Consider the following 18,043-nt stretch of genomic DNA (forward strand, 5'->3'; position numbering starts at 1 on the left):
ATGCCGGAGAAAGCGGCACGACCGATCACCCTGTTCACCGGCCAGTGGGCGGACCTGCCGTTCGAGGAGGTCTGCCGGCTGGCGTCCGGCTGGGGTTACGAGGGCCTGGAGATCGCCTGCTGGGGCGACCACTTCGAGGTCGACAGGGCCCTCGCCGACGACTCCTACATCCCCCGCAGGCTGGAGACGCTCGCCGAGCACGGGCTGAAGGTGTGGGCGATCTCCAACCACCTGGTCGGGCAGGCCGTCTGCGACATCCCCGACGAGCGCCACCGGGCGATCCTGCCCGAGCGGATCTGGGGCGACGGGGAGGCCGAGGGGATCCGGACGCGGGCCGCCGAGGAGATCAAGGACACCGCGCGGGCCGCCGCGAGACTCGGCGTCGACACCGTCGTCGGGTTCACCGGCTCGTCCATCTGGCACACCGTCGCGATGTTCCCGCCCACCCCCGAGGCGATGATCGAGCGGGGCTTCGCCGACTTCGCCGACCGGTGGAACCCGATCCTGGACGTCTTCGACGAGGTCGGCGTCCGGTTCGCGCACGAGGTCCACCCGAGCGAGATCGCCTACGACTACCACTCGACCGTCCGGACGCTCGAGGCGATCGGCCACCGGCCCGCGTTCGGGCTCAACTTCGACCCGTCGCACTTCGTGTGGCAGGAACTCGACGTCGTGGGGTTCCTGTTCGACTTCCGCGACCGGATCTACCACGTCGACTGCAAGGACACCAAGGTCCGCACCGGCGACGGCCGCCGCGGGCGGCTGTCGTCGCACCTGCCGTGGGGCGACCTGCGGCGCGGCTGGGACTTCATCTCCACCGGCCGCGGCGACGTCCCGTGGGAGGACGTGTTCCGCGCCCTCAACGCCATCGGCTACGACGGCCCCGTCTCGATCGAGTGGGAGGACGCGGGCATGGACCGCCTGCAGGGCGCGCCCGAGGCGCTCGAGTTCGTCCGCGCCCTCAACGCGATGGAACCGCCGACGGCGTCGTTCGACAGCGCCTTCGCGAAGGACGACTAGGCACGGGGGACGATCAGGCAGGGAGGACGGTCAGGCGGGGAGGACGGTCAGGCGGGGAGGACGGTCAGGCGCGGAAGTCGGCGAAGTCGAAGCCGGGGGAGACCACGCAGCTGACGAGGACCTCCTCCGGCCCCGCCGGCCGCGCCGCCTGCCACGTCCCGGCGGGGACGACCGCCTGCGGGGCCTGCCCGTTCGCGACGTCCCCGCCGACGACGATCGTCTCGTCTTCCCGCGGACCCTCGCCGGTGCCGCCCAGCACGAGGTTCAGCGGTCCGCCGCGATGCCACAGCCACATCTCGGCGGACCGCACCACATGCCACATCGACTCCTCGCCGGGCGGCAGCAGGAAGTAGATGCCGGTCGCGCTCGCCCGCTCGCCCGGATACCCGTCCGGGACGAACCGGACGTCCGAGCGCCACGTCTCCCGGTACCAGCCGCCTTCCGGGTGCGGCAGCAGGTCGAGCGCCCCGGCGGTCGCGGGACGGTCGAGCACCGCCGCGTGCCGCCCGTCCGGGCCGCGCCGCAGGTACCGGACGCGCGTGGCGGCCGTCCGGTCGATCACGGCCTGCCGCGGCCGAATCCCGGGCGCCGGATCGAGGGTGATCGCGAGGACCTGGCCGTCCGGGAACACGTCGTCGGCGACTGCCAGGGCGTCCTGTTCCTCATCGGGCGCCCACACACCCCCCGCCTCGGACAGGACGAACCGTGGCCCCGGCTGCGCGCGCCAGCCGTCCAACGTCGTCAGGAGCAGCACGGGTCAGTCCACCATGGTCAGGACGAGCTTGCCGGTGACGTGACCCGTCTCGCCCCGCTCGTGCGCGCGCGCCGCCTCCTCCAGCGGGAACACCTCCTCGATCTCGGCGTGCAGCCTCCCGGCCTCCGCCAGCGCCGCGATCTGCCGCAGCGCGTGGTGGTCCGGTTCGACGAGGAGCCGCTCCCAGCGCACCCCCGCCTCCTCGGCCGCGTCCGCGAAGCCCTCTTCCGCGTTGCGCAGCAGCGACACCAGGACGCCGCCGGGCCGCAGCACGCGCAGCGACCGCGTCCCGTACTCGCCGCCGATCGGGTCGAGCACCACGTCGACGTCCTTCGCGACGTCGGCGAAGTCCACCGCCGTGTAATCGATCGGCTCGTCCACCCCGATCCGGCGCAGGAACCCCTGCTTGCCCGTGCCGGCCGTCCCGAGCACCTCCGCCCCGCGCGCCTTCGCGATCTGCACGGCCAGGTGCCCGACCCCGCCGGCCGCCGCGTGCACCAGGACCCGCCGTCCCTCCCGGACCCCGGCGGTGTCGACGAGCGACTGCCACGCGGTCAGCGCCGCCAGCGGCAGCGCGCCCGCCTGCACGTGGTCGATGCCCTCCGGCTTGCGGACGAACGTCCGCGACGGCGCCGTCACGTAGTCGGCGTGCGAGCCGACCCCGAACGGGTACCGCAGCATCCCGAACACCTCGTCGCCCGGCTTGTGGATCGTCACCCCGACGCCGACCGCCTCGACCACGCCCGACACGTCCCAGCCCAGCGTGAACGGCGGGTCCCCGAGGAACCCCTTACCGGCCCGGTGCTTCCAGTCGGTCGGGTTCAGCCCGGCCGCGTGCACCCTGACCAGGACCTCCGTGGGGCCCGGCACCGGCCGGTCGACCTCCACCAGCTTCAGCACGTCCGGCCCGCCCGTCACGTCCTGCCGGACCGCTCGCATCTTCTCGCTCATCGTCCCCTCGTTCCCTCGACGGGGCGATCATTCCATCTCCGACAGCCGGGCCGGATCGAACGCGATCGGGAACGGGCGCGCCACCTCGACCGCCTCCCCGGCCCGGACCCGGCGGACGATCTCGTACCGTCCGTCCGCGAGCTCCAGCAGCGTCACCGCCGGGCGCGGCTCCAGATCGACGAGCCAGTAGTGCGGGATCCCCGTCGCCGCGTACTCCTCGACCTTGCGGACCCGGTCCGTCTGCTCGTTGCCGGTGCGCGGCGTCACGACCTCCGCAACGAAGATCAGGTCGGGGCCGTAGTACGTGCGGGTGCGGCGTTCGAGAGCCAGCCGCGCCACGTCCCTCGCGACCGCGAACACGTCCGGTTTGCGGACGCCCGCGCCGGTCGTCACGTCCTGCGGCGCCCCCGCCACATGGACGTCCGCGTCGGCCTGCCGCGCCGCGTCCTTGAGGATCTCCTTCAGCCGCTCGGCGGCGTGGTCGTGCCAGACGTCGCCCGGCAGCTCGGTCAGCCATCCGTCGGCGAGCTCGTAACGCCGCCCGTCCTCGGGCAGCGCGTCCAGGTCGTACAGCGTGTAAGGGCCGTGCGCGCGGCCGAGCGTCCTCCCCGTGGCGGCTACGTGCATGTCCGAAACCTAGCGCGGCGGACGTCCGCAGAGCATGATCACGCGGCGGGGTGGCCGGATTTGGCGATATGTCTCGATGATCAGAGGTCGCCCGGGTTAAGATACATCTCGTCTTCTCGAAGGAGAGATGCGATGAGCGTCGAGCACCAGCCCCTCCGCGCCTCCGACCGCGACCGCGACGAGGTCCTCGTCCGGCTCCACACCGCCTACGCCGAAGGCCGGCTCACCGAGACGGAACTGGACGAGCGCATCGACCTGACCCTCGCCGCGCGCACCCACGACGACCTCGGCCGCGTGTCGGCCGACCTCCCCGGGCACCGCCCGCTCCCGGGCGAGCCCGCCGGCCGCCTCCAGGTGGCGTACAAGGACACCGTCACGCGCGCCGGCCGCTGGCGCGTCCCCGACACGTTCACGTCCGTCGTCTACAAGGGCCGCGCCCTGCTCGACCTGCGCGTCGCCGAACTCACCGAACCCGTCACGACCCTCCGCGTGGTCGCGTACAAGTCGGCCGTCGAGATCGTCGTCCCGGCGACCGTCCGCGTCGAGGTCTCCGGCATGGGCGTCTCCACGGACGTGCACGGCGCCCCGTCCGCCGGAGCCCCGATCGTCCGCGTGCGGGGGATCGCGTACAAGGGCAGCATCGAGGCGCGCGGGACCCGCGAACCCGCGATCGCCTGACCCCTCCGCCCCCGCCCGGCCGGGATCGACCGTCCATCGGGGCGTCGGCTCGTTAGGGCTCGGCTGATGGGCGGATGCCCGGCGGCCCGGCCTTGCAGGGTGCGCTCGGGCGACTACGGATTCGCCGGCGGCGTATGTCCATTCGCGAATGCTTCCGGCGGTTACGGTGAGTCCTTTCGGGTGGACTCTTCGGCATATTTCGGCTGTTGCCCGTGAAAGGTGATAGAACCCTCACGCGGCCCGATCGGCCGCCGTTCACCTCAATGTCCGAACAGGCCGCCATGTGGCGCGGTTTGATGGTGTGCCATCACCAATGGCCCGAAAAGGAGCGCGTGTGACGGCGAGGAGCCCGCAGCAGGGCGAGGCCCGCTCCGACGACCCGGCCGCGAGGTCCGAGGGATGGACGAGCGGGGGCGAGGCGCACGGTCTCGTCGCAGAGGCGGGCGTCGCGGGAGCCGTCGAGGTGGACGGGGCTGCGGCGGCGGGTTCCGCGTCGGGTGCGGGCGTTGCGGGTGCGCCCGAACCGGTCGTGAAGGCCGGGCGCGAGGGCGGTGCCGCCTCCTCGGGGGTTTCCGCCGGGCCGGATGCGGGTGCCGAGACGATGGCCGCGGAAGCGGACGTAGAGGTTCGTCCCGCGAAGCCCCGATCGGGTGGTGCGTCAGGCATGCCACGGACGCCGGCCACGGCGGGCGGGACGCGGCGTGCCGCAACGTCCGCCGGTCCGGGGGTCGTCGCGATGGCGGCCAAGCGGACGAAGGCCGACGAACCGCGCGCCGCCGCTCTCGCGCCCGCCGAGCCAGCGTCCCCGAAGTCCACGTCCGCCGGGTCCACGTCCGCCAAGCCTGCGCCGACCAAGCCCGCGTCCGCCAAACCCGCGTCGACCAACTCCGGGTCTCCGAAGTCCGCGTCGTCCAAGTCCGCGTCGTCCAAGTCCGCGTCGACCGAGCCCGCGTCGACCGAGCCCGCGTCCGCCGGGTCCGCGTCGACCAAGTCTGCGTCGACGGAGCCCGCGTCGGCCCAAACCGGGTCGACCAAGTCCGGGTCTCCGAAGTCCGCGTCGTCCAAGTCCGCGTCCGCCAAGTCCGCGTCCGCCGGGTCCGCGTCCGCCGGGTCCGCGTCCGCCGGGTCCGCGTCCACCGAGCTCGCGCATGGGGAGGCGGCGTCCTCCGAGTCGGCGCCCGGGGAGGCCGGAGGCGTGGCGGGCGGGGGTGGGGCGGCCGGTGACGTGCGGGCCGCTCGGTCGCGGGGGCCGCGCCGGGCGCGGCGGGTGCTCGCGGGAGGCGCGGTCGCGGTGGCCGTCGCGCTGGTCGCGGGCGGCGCGGTGGTCGTCGCGGGGCGCGGGGACGACCGGCCCGCGCGGCCGTCCGTCCCGGGGCCCGTGGCGGCGGACGCGCAGTTCGCGCTCGACCCGGCGGCGGCGGACGACGGGCTGGTGCAGGAGGCCGCGGCGATCGAGCCGGCGGGCGGGACGGTCGGCGCGGTGGGCGGCGCGGACGGCGGCGGCGCCGAGTTCGTGGTGTCGGCCGACGGGGGACGGACGTGGTCGGCGGGCACGGCGCGGACGGAGTCCGGGACGGTGCCGGCGCGCGGGGACCGGCCGCGCCTGGTCGCGGGCGGCGCGGGCCGCTGGGCGGCGCTGGGCCTGGCGGCGGACGGCGGCCGGGTGGCGTGGACGAGCGAGGACGGGCGGGCGTGGACGCGCCGCGCGCTCGGGCCCGGGTTCCGTGCGTCCGACGAGGTGAACGACCTGGTGCGGACGTCCGCGGGGTTCGTTGCCGTGGGGGCGGCGGACGGACGGGGCGTCGTGTGGAGTTCGGCCGACGGGCGCGCGTGGCGGCGGGTCGACGGCATCCGGGGGATCATCGGCCTGTACGGGGTGGCGGCGTCGGGGGGTGTGCTCGTGACGCAGGGCACGTACCCGAAGAAGGTCGTGCAGCGGAAGGGCCGCCGGAAGGTCGAGCGGACGGTCGCGGCGCAGGGCCTGTGGCGTTCGGCGGACGGGGGCCGGACGTGGAATCCCGTCCATGTGCGGCAGTCCCACGGGTCCTATGGGGCGACGAAGGGGCTGGTGGCGGGGCCGGGCGGCTTCTACACCGTGCGGGACGCGAAGGACGGGAAGAAGCGGTTCGCGATCGTGTTCGGTTCGACGGACGGCGCGCGGTGGAGCGCGATCGGGAAGTTCGGCGTCGCCGGGCACCGGGGCGTCGAGGCGTTCGGCGGGTCGCGGGCGGGGCTCGTCGCGGTGGTGCGGGGGAAGCGGCGGGAGGTCGTGCGGAGCGGCGACGGGCGCCGGTGGCGGGGGGACGGGACGGTCGGCCGCGCGGAGGTCGCCGGCCTGACGGTCGTGGACGGCGGCCGGCTCGCGATCGCAGGGCGACTCGACGGCGACGCGTACCTGTCCGGCGTCGATCTCGGGAAGGTGCCGGGCGCGGTGCGGGAGCAGCGCGCGGTGGACGCGGTCGCCGCGGCGGGCGGCCGGGCGGTCGCGGTCGGCGGGGGCAACGGGAACGCGGCGGTGTGGAGTTCGCCGGACGGCGCCGCGTGGGCCCGCGCGAAGGTTCCGGCGCTCCCGGGGAGGCTGACGGACGTCGCGCACGGTGCGCGCGGCTGGCTGGCCGTGGGCCGGACGGGCGAGGCGGCGCTCGCGCTGCGGTCGTCCGACGGCGTGACGTGGCGGCGGGCCGGGTTCCCGGCGGGGGTTCCGGCGGCGGTCGCGGCGGGACCGGCCGGGTACGTCGCGGTCGGGGAGGGCGCGGCGTGGATTTCGTCCGATCTCGAGCGGTGGCGGGGTGCCCGCCTCGACGGCGCCGCGGCGGATGTGGCGGCGACCGCGAACGGGTACGTGGCGGTCGGTGCGCGCGCGAAGGCGCCGGCCGTGTGGACGTCCGCGGACGGGGCGGCGTGGCGGCCGGTGCGGCTGCCTTCCGGGCTGAACGGGCCGCTGACGGGCGTCGCCGCGGCCGGCGGCGCGGTCGTCGCGGTGGGGCCGGGCGTTCCGCCGCTGGTGTCGGCGGACGGCGGCGCGACGTGGACGCCGCGGGACATCGGGGCCGTGTCGCCCACCGCGGTCACCGCGACGCCGGACGGGTTCGTCGTCGCGGGCGTCACGAAGCGCCTGGACGGCGTCGTGTTCGCGTCCCCGGACGGCGGCGGGTGGCGCCGGGTGCCCGTGCCGGGGCTCGGCGGCCCGGCGGACCGGAGGCTCACCGCGCTCGCGCCGTTCGGCGGCGGCGTGCTGGGCACCGGGAGCAGCGACGACGGCGCGGCGGTGACGCCGCTGCTGTGGCGCGCGGACGTCCCCGGAGGGTCCCCGGCGGCATGACGGCGCCGCTCGATCAGCCGTTACAGCCGCAGGAGCAGCCCTTCGGGCATGAGCATCCGCCGCCGTGTCCGCAACTGCAGTTCTTCTGAGTCATGCCCGGAACGTAACCTCTATGCCGATTTGGGGTCTATGGCCGGGGCGGCGAGGTGCATGTGTCCCCGCGGGGAACCTAGGCGTCGATGGTCAGGTCGACGCCGAGCAGCACCAGGAACCACAGGAGCACGGCGAGCACGGCGCTGAGCACCTTGCCGAGCAGATCGGGGGTGATGTAGCCGCGGTCCCACGCCACGAACAGGCCGATGACGAGGTAAACGATGCCGACGAGCCCGATGTGGGTGCGGCGGTAACGGTAGGCCATGGGGGTCGTCTCCTCCCGGAGGAATCTGACGATCCACCGTTGCCCCCGCCGGTCCGGGGATAACTCCGGACGGCTGCCGGGACGTCCGTTGACGATTTTCTGGTGCGTCCCAAATTCAGCGGGCGGGCCCCGACCCCCGCGGCGCTCCGTTCTTCGTCATGTCGATCCGGACGACGGTGGGGTCGTGCTCTCCCGGCCGGTCGGCGAACTCGGCGGTGCGGTGCACGATGTCGTACTCGTGCTTGCGCCGCTTCAGGGACTCGCTCAGCAGGATGTGGTCGAGCGCCTGCGCGTTGCCGTTCGTCACGGCGGTGTAGCGGTCCTTCGGCGGCAGCCCGGCGGGCAGGTCGGTCAGGCCCGTCTCCGCCAGCGCCCGCACCGGCAGCGACTCCGGGGTGTCGTTGAGCCGGGCCGCGACGACGACGTTGGCGTTCCGGTCGACCTTCTGCACCGACCGGACGAACCCGGCCACCACCTTCGCCTGGGCGTCGCGGCGCCAGCGGGTCGGCTGCTGCGGCGGTTGGTTCCGGCCGAACAGCGGCTCGTCGTCGGCGGTGCTCGGGTACCACTCGCCGGTCACGACGATGATCCGCTCGCCCTGCCAGGTGACCTCGCCCGCGAGCGGCTTGCGGGTGCCCGCCCACACGGCGTTCGTGGGCGCGATGCGGCCCGGGCTGCGGGAGAGCCCGGCCGCCCGGCCCTGGGCGACGGCCCGGACGGCGGTCACCGCGGGATCCGGTTCCGCCGCGGGCGTCTCGTCCGGGAACGTCCCGGTCTCGGCGGGACGGTCGACGAACGCGAGGCCGCGGTCGGTGCGGAACAGGAACCCGACGCGGGGGTTGCTCCCCTTGCCTCCGCCGTCGGCGTTGTCCTCGGGCTCGACCGAGCGCCACTCGTAGGCGGGGCCGCCCGCGGCGCTGATCGCGGTGATCAGCTCGGCGACGGTCTGGTCGGCGGCGACCGTCCCGTCGTTCGCGGCGCCGCTGTTGTCCTGGAGGTCGTCGACCGCGATCAGGTCGGGGGAGGCGAGGCCCGTGACGATGTCGTCGGCGACGGCGCGGAACCGGTCGCGGGGCGTGTTCGGGCTGAGGCCGCCGAGGCCGATGGTGGCGATGGCCATCTCGCCGGGCCGCTGCGGGCGGGTCGCCTCGCGCGGCAGCCCCCCGGCGGCGCGGCGCGGGGTCGCGGCCGGCAGCACCTTGAAGTGGCCGAGCGAGTAGTCGACGACGCCGACGCTGTCGCCGGGCAGCCGGTCGCCGACGTTCATCGCCGGCAGCGGGGCGAGCGCGTCGTCGAGGATGATCCGCTCGGGGTTGGCGTCGCCGTCGCGCTGCAGGATGCCGCCGCGTCCGGTGCGCGTCCCGGCGCCCGCGCCGCCCGCCGGCAGGACCGGCAGCTCGCCGAAGCGGGTGGGGCCCACCGCCACGGCGTCCTGCAGCCGCACCCGCATGCCCTCGAGCGCCTCGTAGAAGTCGAGGCCGTTGCGGCCGGGATCGAACGTCCCGCCGCGCTCGACGTTCCCGTGCCCGCTCTTGACGACGCTCGTCGGCGCGGCGACCCCCTTCGGCCCGAGCAGGACCGGGGGCGGGACGTCCGCGCGCCCGGTGACGGCGACCTTCGTCGCGCCGATCTCCGTCCGGGTGAGGCCCCCGGACTCCGCGCCGCCCGGCCGGAACTCGCCGACCCGGCCGTCCACCCGGACGGCCGCGCCGGGTGCGACGGTCGGCGCCGTGCGGGTGAAGACGAAGATCCCCTCGGACGTCGCGGCGCGCCGGTCGGGCTTGGGGTCCTGCATCCAGAAGCCGGTGCCGGTGACCGCCGTCACGACGCCGGGGACGCCGGCGACCGCGGCGCCGTTGAGCGGCGAGACGTGCGCGGCGCCCTGGACGTCGTGGATGCGGGCGGGACGCGGCGCGGCGTGCGCGACGGACGGGGCGAACCCGAGCGGGACGGCGAGGATCGCCGCGGCCGCCAGCCGGGGGATCCCGCCGAACGCCCGGACCGCGCGGGGGCGGCGCGGCCGCCCCGATCCACCCGTGTAGGCCACCCCGAACTCCATGATCGTCTCGTGGTCCGCGCCGAACACGGAGAAGGATGACACGCGCCGGGTTCCGGTGACCAACCGCGCCGCGAAATCCGTCCGAATCCGCCTGCGGCGGCACGGGAGACGCCCGGCGGGCGGGGCCGCGCGCCGGCTACTCCTCGAGCGTGAGCGCGGCCTTCGGGCACGACCGGACCGCGTGCCGCACGCGGTCGGCCTCGCTCTCGGGCACGTCCGGCAGCAGGATCTCGAGCTCGTCGTCGTCGCCGAGGTCGAAGACCTCGGGGGCGAGCCCGACGCACACGCCGTTCGCCTCGCACACCAGCGGGTCGACTCCTACTCTCATCGCCTTCTCCGTTCGCGGGATCCCGGTGAGCGTTCGATGGCCGGAGCGTACGCGCGGGACGCGCGCGACCCCGGGCCGTCCTCGGCGGCCAACCTACCGAACATGGTTCGGAGAGGTGCGCTCGAACAAAAGTAGAACACGTTCCAGTCTGGATCGGCAAGGGAGGGCGGCGGACCGGTGCGGGGGTGGGGCATGTCGGATAAAGTGCCCGGCGGAGGAGAGCGAATGACTCACACCGAGGCGTCCACCGGCCCGGGGACGACCGAGATGCCCGCGGCGCTGCTGCGGGCGGCGCGCGCGGCCAAGGGCTTCATGCCCGACGCCGAGGGGGCGGCCCTGTACGAGACGGCCCTGGCGTACGGGGCGCGGCTCGCGGCGGCCGGCCCGTTGCTGGAGGTCGGCACGTACTGCGGCAAGTCGGCGATCTACCTGGGCGCCGCCGCCCGGGCGGCGGGGACGGTCGCGGTGACCGTCGACCACCACCACGGCTCGGAGGAGAACCAGGCGGGCTGGGAGCACCACGACCCGTCCCTGGTCGATCCGAGCACGGGGCGGATGGACACCCTGCCGACGTTCCGCAAGACGATCGGCGCGGCGGAGCTCGAGGACCACGTCGTGGCGATCGTCGGGCAGTCCCGCACCGTGTCGGCGTTCTGGCGCACCCCGCTGGCGATGCTGTTCATCGACGGCGGGCACGCCGAGGAGCACGCGCGGGCCGACTACGAGGGATGGGCGCCGCACGTGGCCGTGGGCGGCGCGCTGGTGATCCACGACGTGTTCCCCGACCCCGCGGACGGCGGGCAGGCGCCGTACCGCCTGTACCTGCGCGCCCTGCGCAGCGGCGCGTTCGAGGAGCGCCGGGTCGAAGGGTCGCTGCGCGTACTGGAACGCGTTTCAGACGCGGACCCGCTCGCCGAGGCCTGAGCGCGCGGGGACGTACCGGACGGGCGTCCGGTACGTCCCCGCGGCGTCTCAGCGGCGCGTGCGGACCCGGTCGGCGACGGGCACGAGGGCGCAGCCGCACGCCGCCGGGTCGGACGCCTCGGACGGCCCCAGCGGCCGCCCGGCGATCTCCTTGAAGATGCGGGCGCCGGGGGACGAGCCGTCCAGCGCGTCCGCGGCGAGGACCACGGCGGCCGCCGTGTAGGTGGACCGGTCCCCGGGGAAGTGCCGCCGGTTCTCGAACTGCCAGCCCGTCCAGTACGAGCCGTCCTCGTGGCGGAGGTGCTGGATCGTCGCGAACAGGTCGAGGGCGCGGTCGCGGTCCCCGGACGCGTCGAGGGCCAGCACCAGCTCGCAGCTCTCGGCGGCCGTCACCCACGGCTGGTCGGACACGCACCGGCAGCCGAGGCCCGGCACGACGAAGACGTCCCACCGCCCGGCCAGCCGCCGCGCGGCGTCCTCGCCGCGGACCGGGCCGCCGAGGACGGGGTAGTACCAGTCCATCGACCAGCGGCTCTTGTCGGCGAACGCCTCGGGGTGCGCGGCGACGACGTGGCCGAGCTGGTCGGCGGCGAGCTCCCACTCGGGCTGCGGCTCGCCGAGCCGCTCGGCGAGCGCCACGGCGCAGCGCAGCGACTGGTAGATCGACGAGCACCCGGTGAGGAGGGCGTGGTCGGACGCGCGGCCGTCCTCGCCCCGCATCCAGATGATCTCGCCGCGGCGGGTCTGCAGGCCGAGGACGAAGTCGATCGCGCGGCGCACCGTCGGCCACATGGCGCGGGCGAAGTCCTCGTCGCCGGTCATCAGCAGCTCGTGCCACACGCCGACCGCGACGTAGGCGGCCTGGTTGGACTCGCCGCCGGGCTCGGTGACCTCGCCCAGCACCCACTTGGCGGGCCACGACCCGTCCGCGCGCTGGACGCCGGCGAGCCACGCGTAGGCGCGGCGGGCCGCGTCGCCCATCCCGGCGACGGTGAGCGCCATCGCCGCCTCGACGTGGTTCCAGGCGTCCACGTGCCCGGCGATGCCGTCGATCGGCGCGAACCAGGGGATCGCGCCGGACGGTTCCTGCTGGCGGGCGATGCTGCGGGCGGTCTCCAGGACGTCGCCGCGGGTCAGGACTCCGGGGACCGCGGGGATGTCAGACCGCATCGGCGGTCTCCTCCGCCGGGGTCTCGGACGTGCCGGTCTTGACGGGCTTGGTGCCGTACACCACGACGCTCTTGCCGATCACCGGGTTCAGGACCGCCTCGGCGACCCGGGTCGCGAGGGGCCGCTTCATGATGTCCCACACCAGGAGCCGGTGGTACGCCTTCGCGAGCGGGTTGCCGTCGTTCTCCACGCCGACCGCGCACTTGATCCACCAGTAGGGCGCGTGCAGGCCGTGCGCGTGGTGGTGCCCGCCGACCGTGAACCCGGTCGACTTCAGCTTGGCCTCCAGCTCGGCGCGGGTGTAGATCCGCACGTGCCCGCCGGGGGCGGTGTGGTAGTCCTCCGACAGGGCCCAGCAGACCCGCTCCGGCAGCCAGGACGGGACGGTCGCGGCGAGCCGCCCGCCGGGCCGCAGGACGCGCAGCAGCTCGCGCATCGCCCGCATGTCGTCGGGGATGTGCTCGAGCACCTCGGAGGCGATGATCGCGTCGAAGTGGTCGTCGGGGAACGGCAGCTCCAGCGCGTCGCCCCGGACGGTCTCGGCGGCGGCGTCCTCGGGGACCTCGCCCGCGAGCCGCATCGCGCCGAACATCTTCTCGACGCCGGCGAGCTCGTCGGCGTCCTGGTCGAAGGCCACGACGTGCGCGCCCCTGCGGTACAGCTCGAACGCGTGCCGTCCCGCTCCGCAGCCCATGTCCAGGATGCGGTCTCCGGGTGCGACGCGGAACCGCTGGAAATCCACGGTCAGCAGGGTCGTGCTCCTTCCATACGGGGAACGCCCGGCGGGCGTTCCCACGGGCCTTGCTGTTCGGGGTGGGGTCTTCAGCCGCGCCGGGCCAGCCGCAGGTAGTTCTGCTGGGCGACGGCCTCCCGGTAGTGCCGCACGGTGGCCTGCGCGACGGCGGGCCACGCGAAGCGCTCCTGGACGCGTGCCAGACCGGACGCGCCGACGCGCGCGCGCTCGTCCGCCGAGTCGTGCAGGCCGCGCAGGGTGGCGGCGAGCTCCTCGACGTCGCCCGGCTCGACGAGGACGGCCGCGTCCCCGACCACCTCGGGCAGCGCCCCGGCGCGGGACGCGACCAGCGGCGTGCCGGACGCCATGTGCTCGACCGCGGGCAGCGAGAAACCCTCGTACCGGGACGGGACGACCGCGATCTCCGCGGAGGCGAGCAGTTCGCCCAGCTCGCCGTCGCTGATGCCGCTGACGAACTGGACGCGGTCGCCGAGCGCGAGGTCGCGGACGAGCTTCGCGGTCGGGCCGTCCTTCTGGGGGCGGCTCACGACGACGACGTGCACGTCCCGCTCGGTGGCGAGCTTGGCGACCGCCCGCAGCAGCACGTCCACGCCCTTGATCGGCGCGTCCGCGCTGGCCATGGCCACGATCCGGCCGGGGACGCGCTCGCCGCGCGGATGGAAGACGCGGGTGTCGACGCCCAGCGGCAGGATCTCGATGTCGCGCGGGTCGACCTTGAAGTCCTTGACGATGTCGACCTTCGACGACTCCGACACGGTCAGGACGGGCCCGATCCGCCGCGACACCTGCGACTGCATGGTCACGAACCCGTACCAGCGGCGCTTGCCGAACTTCTGCCGGACGCCCTGCGCCGCCTCGAGCTCGATCCGCCGGTCCACGCTGATCGGGTGGTGGATGCTGGTGACCAGCGGCAGCCCCAGCTTGGGGATGCCGAGGTTGCCGACGCCGAGCACCTGGTTGTCGTGCACGACGTCGAAGTCGCGGCGGCGGCGCCGCAGCTCCCGCAGCGCGCGGATGCTGAACGTCAGCGGCTCCGGGAACCCGCCCGTGCGCATGTGCGCGAACTCCAGGACGTCCACCCAGTCGCGGAACTCGCCGAGGGCCGGGGTGCGGAACGGGTCCTCGTCCCGGTACAGGTCCAGGCTCGGGAGCTTGGTCAGCTCGATCTCGTCGCGGTCCAGTTCGGGGTAGGGCTGCCCGGAGAACACCTCCACGGTGTGCCCGAGATCGACCAGCTCCCTGCTGAGATGCCGCAGGTAGACGCCCTGCCCCCCGCAATGCGGCTTGCTCCGGTACGAGAGCAGGGCCACCCGCAGTGGACCGCCCGGCTCGTCTGCCTCACCCACGCCAGCCCCTGCCCACGCACCACTCCCGTCAGTCCCGGGACACCGGTCGCACACGCACCGGCATCTCCTTTATGCCGTTGATGAAACTAGACCTTAGCCTCCGTACGTTACCGCTGAGTTCGATATTGGGCATAGCGTCCAAGAGTGTTTCGAAGAGCACACTCAGCTCGAGTCGGGCGAGGTGAGCGCCGAGGCAGAAGTGGGGGCCGCCTCCGCCGAAGCCGAGGTGCGGGTTGGGGTCGCGGCCGACGTCGAACCGGAACGGGTCGTCGAAGACGGCCTCGTCCCGGTTCGCGGACGCGTAGAACACCACGACCTTGTCGCCCGCCGCGATCTGCTTCCCGCCGAGCTCGACGTCGCGCACGGCCGTCCGCTTGAACAGGTTGACGGGCGTCACCCACCGGACGATCTCGTCCGCGGCCGTCCGGACGAGCGACGGGTCGTCCCGCAGGCGCGCCCACTGCTCGGGATGCTCCAGCAGCGCGAGCATCCCGCCGGACGCGGCGTTGCGGGTCGTCTCGTTGCCCGCGACCGACAGCAGCATCACGAACAGCTCGAACTCGTCGCCGTCCAGTACCTCCCCGTCCGCGTCCGGCTGCAGCAGCCTCGTGACGATGTCGTCGCGCGGATTCTGCCGCCGCTCCGCCGCCAGCTCCGCCGCGTACGCGTACAGCTCCGTCGCCGCCCGCTCCCCTTCCTCCGGGCCGCGCTGGAAATCGGCATCGTCCGCGCCGATCAGCGTGTTCGACCAGTGGAAGATCTTCTCGCGGTCCTCCGGCGGGGCGCCGAGCAGCTCGCAGATCACGTAGAGCGGCAGCGGCGCCGCCAGGTCGCGGACGAACTCCGCCTCGTCGCCGCGCTCCACCGTCTCCGCGACGAGCCGCCGGCAGATGTCGCGGATGTGCTCCTCCAGGGCGCCGATCGCGCGCGGCGTGAACCCGCGGTTCACGATGCTCCGCTTGCGCGAGTGGTCCGGCGGGTCCTGGTTGAGCATCATGAGCCGCTGCAGGGCCAGGTGCTCCTCGTCCGGCTCCTCGAACAGCGCGAGCCGCTCGTAGGAGGAGAACACCTCGGGGTGGCGCGACACGTGGACGACGTCCGCGTGCCGCGTCACCGCCCAGAACGGCGGGCCGCCCCGCTCCGGGTCGCCCTTGTGCCGGTGGACGGGATCGTGCTCGCGCAACCACGCGAGCTGCTCGTGCGGGATGCCGCCGTGCTCGTACGAGCCCGGGTCGACCAGGTCGATGTCGGGGGTGACCGTCATCGTCGCGCCTCCAGGTCACATGGGCGGATCGGGGTGGGATCAGGCGCTCGGAGCCGACGGCGTGAACCGGACCGGCAGCTCCTTCAGGCCGTTGACGAAGTTGGAGCGCAGCCGACGGGGCTCGCCGGCGGGCCGGATGTCGGGCATCCGGTCCAGGATCGTGTCGAACACGATCTTCAGGTTCATCCGGGCGAGGTGGGTGCCCAGGCAGAAGTGGGGGCCGCCGCCGCCGAAGCCGATGTGCGGGTTGGGGTCGCGGGCGATGTCGAACGTGAACGGGTCGTCGAAGACCGTCTCGTCCATGTTGGCGGAGCTGTAGAACAGCACCACCTTGTCCCCGGCCTTGATCGTCTTGCCGCCCATCTCGATGTCCGCCGTCGCCGTCCGGCGGAACTGGTTGATCGGGCTCACCCAGCGGACGATCTCCTCGACGGCCGTCGGCAGCAGGCTCCGGTCCGCGCGCAGCCGCTCCCACAGCTCCGGACGTTCGAAGAACGCCTGCATCCCGCCCGCCGTCGCCGTCCGGGTCGTCTCGTTCCCGGCGATCGACAGCATGATCACGAACATCGCGAACTGGTCCTCGCTGATCCGCTCGCCGTTCTCGTCCGGCGTCAGCAGCTTCGTCGCGATGTCGTCCCGCGGCGCGGCCGCCCGCTCCCGCGCCAGCTCGCCCGCCCATCCGGCGAACTCGGCCGCGTACATCTGCGACTCGGACCGGTCGCCGATGAACTCGGGGTCGTTGAACGCCACGAGCTGGTTCGACCAGTGGAAGATCTGCTGCCGCTGGTCCAGCGGCGCGCCCAGCAGCTCGCAGATCGTGTAGAGCGGCAGCGGCGCCGCGAAGTGCTCGACGAAGTCGCACTCGCCGAGCGGCGCCGCCTCGTCGATCAGCTTGTTGCAGATGTCGCGGATGTGCTGTTCGAGCCTGCCGATCATCCGGGGCGTGAACCCCTTGTTGACCATGCTGCGCAGCTTCGTGTGGTCCGGCGGGTCCTGGAACAGCATGATCTGCCCGTACAGGGCGATGTCGTCGTCGGTGAACTCCTCGAACATCGCCGTCCGGGTCTGCGAGGACAGCAGGTCGGGACGGCGGGACGCGCGCACGACGTCCTCGTGGCGGGTGATCGCCCAGAACCCGGGGACGCCGTCGTTCGGGTCGGCGTGCCAGTGCACCGGATCGTTCTCGCGCAGCCACTTGAACTGCTCGTGCGGGATGCCGCCCCGCTCGTACACGCCGGGATCGATGACGTCTATCTCCCGGCCGGTGGAGGCGAGGGCCACGTCCTGTTGCGTCACGGTCGTCCCTTCGTGAAGAGCCGGCCCCGCGTCGCGCCGCACGGGACTCTGACTGAGCGCTTGCTCGGTCGAAGATCTAGAACACGTTCTAGCATGAGACTCGAGTCTCATCAAGGGTCTCAGCCACGGAATCGTCTCCCGCGCACGCACCTCTCACCCCGCCGCCACCACGCAAAACGCCCGCGAGCGCACAACGCGCTCACGGGCGTTCGGCGAAGCCGGGACGGCCGGACGGGGTCAGGCGGCGCGGGGCCAGTCCTGGTGGCGGCCCTCGCGGTCCCACCACTCGGCGGCGCGGTCGACGGCGAGGCCGTCGAGCCACAGGTCCTCGGGCTCGTCCGGCATCAGGACCTCGCGCAGCGCGTCGTCGAGCTGCCACGACTCGTGCTTCGCGAGTTCGCCCGTCTCCGGGTCGCGGTAGAGCGCGGCGACCTCGGCCGGCAGCCGCGACGACTCGTCCTCCCGGCCGAGCGTGTACGGGAACCCGTAGGCCGCGGACGCCGCCGTGTGGAGGCGCAGGCCGGTCGCGTCGGCCAGCCGGCGGACCGACCGCACGTCGTAGGGGGCCGGGCCGCGCTCGTCCAGCAGCCGCAGGAACCGGGCGACGCGGTCGGCGCCGCCCCAGCCCTGCGGCCGCGGCTCGTACTTGTTCGTCCAGCCGGGGAAGACGAAGTCGCGGAAGGACGCGTCGGGGGAGTACTCGATCGCCACCGAGTCCTTGTGCGGGTGGTTCTGGAAGGACAGGATCACCATCGCCCCGTTCGGGGTCCGCCAGATCTGCCCGACCGGGTCCTGCGTGGCCTTCGCCTGGAACCACAGGCGGCGCCACCGGCCGCTGCCGTCGCCCCACGGCGTGTCGCCCAGCGCGCCCAGCAGGTCCCGGGCCCGCGCGCGCTCGTACTCCGGCGTCCACGGACGGGACGCCCGCAGCGCCTCGCCGCCGAGGGCGCCGAACCGCAGGTAGTTCGGGACGGGGAGGTCGACGCGGCCGAGCGGGTGCGGGGTGTCGTAGGCGGGGCCGGACCCGGCCGCCTCGGCCAGCACCTCCGCGAGGTACCGGACGGCCGGGACCTCCCCGACGTACCGTCCGTGCCGCAGCCCGCTCACGCTCGCGACCCGGCCCGGCGCGCCCGCCGGGCGCGGCAGGCCGAGCGCGTCCCGCAGCAGCAGCGTGCGGCGCAGGGCCGCGGCG

At 74.0% G+C, this 18,043-nt stretch carries 16 protein-coding genes; 4 read left to right on the forward strand and 12 right to left on the reverse strand.

Going from position 1 to position 18,043, the window contains the following annotated elements:
- Positions 1–1,020, forward strand: coding sequence for a sugar phosphate isomerase/epimerase family protein (locus ACFQ11_RS10700; RefSeq protein WP_378297857.1), 1,020 nt, complete (start codon positions 1–3; stop codon positions 1,018–1,020).
- 64 nt (positions 1,021–1,084) lie between these two features.
- Here the strand turns inward: ACFQ11_RS10700 and ACFQ11_RS10705 are convergent, their stop codons facing one another.
- From ACFQ11_RS10705 to ACFQ11_RS10715, 3 genes are read right to left on the reverse strand one after another with little or no spacing between them, the layout of a single operon-like run.
- On the reverse strand, positions 1,085–1,774 hold the full coding sequence (locus ACFQ11_RS10705) for a cupin domain-containing protein (RefSeq protein ID WP_378297858.1): 690 nt from the start codon (positions 1,772–1,774) through the stop codon (positions 1,085–1,087).
- Between the two features lie 3 nt (positions 1,775–1,777).
- Complete coding sequence (locus ACFQ11_RS10710; protein WP_378297859.1) at positions 1,778–2,725, reverse strand: NADP-dependent oxidoreductase; 948 nt, start codon at positions 2,723–2,725, stop codon at positions 1,778–1,780.
- A 27-nt stretch (positions 2,726–2,752) separates the two neighbouring features.
- Positions 2,753–3,352: a Uma2 family endonuclease gene (locus ACFQ11_RS10715; RefSeq protein ID WP_378297860.1), complete on the reverse strand. Its 600-nt coding sequence runs from the start codon at positions 3,350–3,352 to the stop codon at positions 2,753–2,755.
- 132 nt (positions 3,353–3,484) lie between these two features.
- Here ACFQ11_RS10715 and ACFQ11_RS10720 point away from each other — a divergent pair, with 132 nt between their 5' ends.
- Positions 3,485–4,030 carry a DUF1707 SHOCT-like domain-containing protein gene (locus tag ACFQ11_RS10720; RefSeq protein WP_378297861.1) on the forward strand — a complete coding sequence of 182 codons (546 nt, stop codon included), beginning with the start codon at positions 3,485–3,487 and terminating at the stop codon, positions 4,028–4,030.
- A 736-nt stretch (positions 4,031–4,766) separates the two neighbouring features.
- On the forward strand, positions 4,767–7,352 hold the full coding sequence (locus ACFQ11_RS10725) for a beta propeller repeat protein (protein WP_378297862.1): 2,586 nt from the start codon (positions 4,767–4,769) through the stop codon (positions 7,350–7,352).
- 169 nt (positions 7,353–7,521) lie between these two features.
- On the opposite strand, the gene ACFQ11_RS10730 is transcribed toward ACFQ11_RS10725, so the two are convergent.
- The 3 genes from ACFQ11_RS10730 to ACFQ11_RS10740 all read right to left on the reverse strand — a co-directional run bounded on the left by ACFQ11_RS10730 (position 7,522) and on the right by ACFQ11_RS10740 (position 10,097).
- On the reverse strand, positions 7,522–7,710 hold the full coding sequence (locus ACFQ11_RS10730) for a hypothetical protein (RefSeq protein ID WP_378297863.1): 189 nt from the start codon (positions 7,708–7,710) through the stop codon (positions 7,522–7,524).
- Between the two features lie 115 nt (positions 7,711–7,825).
- Entirely contained in the window at positions 7,826–9,811 is a 1,986-nt protein-coding gene (locus ACFQ11_RS10735; protein ID WP_378297864.1) for an endonuclease/exonuclease/phosphatase, read from the reverse strand.
- A 94-nt stretch (positions 9,812–9,905) separates the two neighbouring features.
- On the reverse strand, positions 9,906–10,097 hold the full coding sequence (locus ACFQ11_RS10740) for a ferredoxin (protein WP_378297865.1): 192 nt from the start codon (positions 10,095–10,097) through the stop codon (positions 9,906–9,908).
- A gap of 225 nt (positions 10,098–10,322) precedes the next feature.
- On the opposite strand from ACFQ11_RS10740, the gene ACFQ11_RS10745 reads away from it, so the two are divergent.
- On the forward strand, positions 10,323–11,021 hold the full coding sequence (locus tag ACFQ11_RS10745) for a class I SAM-dependent methyltransferase (RefSeq protein ID WP_378297866.1): 699 nt from the start codon (positions 10,323–10,325) through the stop codon (positions 11,019–11,021).
- A gap of 48 nt (positions 11,022–11,069) precedes the next feature.
- On the opposite strand, the gene ACFQ11_RS10750 is transcribed toward ACFQ11_RS10745, so the two are convergent.
- The 6 genes from ACFQ11_RS10750 to ACFQ11_RS10775 all read right to left on the reverse strand — a co-directional run.
- Positions 11,070–12,191 carry a prenyltransferase gene (locus tag ACFQ11_RS10750; protein ID WP_378297867.1) on the reverse strand — a complete coding sequence of 374 codons (1,122 nt, stop codon included), beginning with the start codon at positions 12,189–12,191 and terminating at the stop codon, positions 11,070–11,072.
- A complete protein-coding gene (locus tag ACFQ11_RS10755) occupies positions 12,181–12,942 on the reverse strand; it encodes a class I SAM-dependent methyltransferase (protein WP_378297875.1) in 762 nt (253 codons plus the stop codon). The genes ACFQ11_RS10750 and ACFQ11_RS10755 overlap by 11 nt, the downstream gene beginning before the upstream one ends.
- Positions 12,943–13,013: 71 nt before the next feature.
- A complete protein-coding gene (locus ACFQ11_RS10760) occupies positions 13,014–14,291 on the reverse strand; it encodes a glycosyltransferase family 4 protein (RefSeq protein WP_378297868.1) in 1,278 nt (425 codons plus the stop codon).
- Positions 14,292–14,319: 28 nt separating this feature from the next.
- Positions 14,320–15,555 (reverse strand): cytochrome P450, encoded by a 1,236-nt coding sequence (locus ACFQ11_RS10765; protein ID WP_378297869.1) that lies wholly within the window; start codon positions 15,553–15,555, stop codon positions 14,320–14,322.
- Positions 15,556–15,594: 39 nt separating this feature from the next.
- The gene (locus tag ACFQ11_RS10770; protein WP_378297870.1) at positions 15,595–16,851 is read right to left on the reverse strand and encodes a cytochrome P450; all 1,257 of its coding nucleotides are present in this window, start codon (positions 16,849–16,851) and stop codon (positions 15,595–15,597) included.
- Positions 16,852–17,088: 237 nt separating this feature from the next.
- Positions 17,089–18,043: hypothetical protein (locus ACFQ11_RS10775; RefSeq protein WP_378297871.1), on the reverse strand; the 955-nt coding region annotated here is incomplete at its 5' end.

The sequence above is a fragment of the Actinomadura sediminis genome (assembly GCF_042675525.1).
Lineage (GTDB): Bacteria > Actinomycetota > Actinomycetes > Streptosporangiales > Streptosporangiaceae > Spirillospora > Spirillospora sediminis.

What these genes read in the sequence shown, in the direction of transcription:
- ACFQ11_RS10730 (WP_378297863.1), bottom strand. Translation starts at nt 7,710, where the DNA reads ATGGCCTACCGTTACCGCCGCACCCACATCGGGCTCGTCGGCATCGTT.
- ACFQ11_RS10710 (WP_378297859.1), bottom strand. Translation starts at nt 2,725, where the DNA reads ATGAGCGAGAAGATGCGAGCGGTCCGGCAGGACGTGACGGGCGGGCCG.
- ACFQ11_RS10720 (WP_378297861.1), top strand. Translation starts at nt 3,485, where the DNA reads ATGAGCGTCGAGCACCAGCCCCTCCGCGCCTCCGACCGCGACCGCGAC.
- ACFQ11_RS10715 (WP_378297860.1), bottom strand. Translation starts at nt 3,352, where the DNA reads ATGCACGTAGCCGCCACGGGGAGGACGCTCGGCCGCGCGCACGGCCCT.
- ACFQ11_RS10765 (WP_378297869.1), bottom strand. Translation starts at nt 15,555, where the DNA reads ATGACGGTCACCCCCGACATCGACCTGGTCGACCCGGGCTCGTACGAG.
- ACFQ11_RS10745 (WP_378297866.1), top strand. Translation starts at nt 10,323, where the DNA reads ATGACTCACACCGAGGCGTCCACCGGCCCGGGGACGACCGAGATGCCC.
- ACFQ11_RS10725 (WP_378297862.1), top strand. Translation starts at nt 4,767, where the DNA reads ATGGCGGCCAAGCGGACGAAGGCCGACGAACCGCGCGCCGCCGCTCTC.
- ACFQ11_RS10740 (WP_378297865.1), bottom strand. Translation starts at nt 10,097, where the DNA reads ATGAGAGTAGGAGTCGACCCGCTGGTGTGCGAGGCGAACGGCGTGTGC.
- ACFQ11_RS10700 (WP_378297857.1), top strand. Translation starts at nt 1, where the DNA reads ATGCCGGAGAAAGCGGCACGACCGATCACCCTGTTCACCGGCCAGTGG.
- ACFQ11_RS10750 (WP_378297867.1), bottom strand. Translation starts at nt 12,191, where the DNA reads ATGCGGTCTGACATCCCCGCGGTCCCCGGAGTCCTGACCCGCGGCGAC.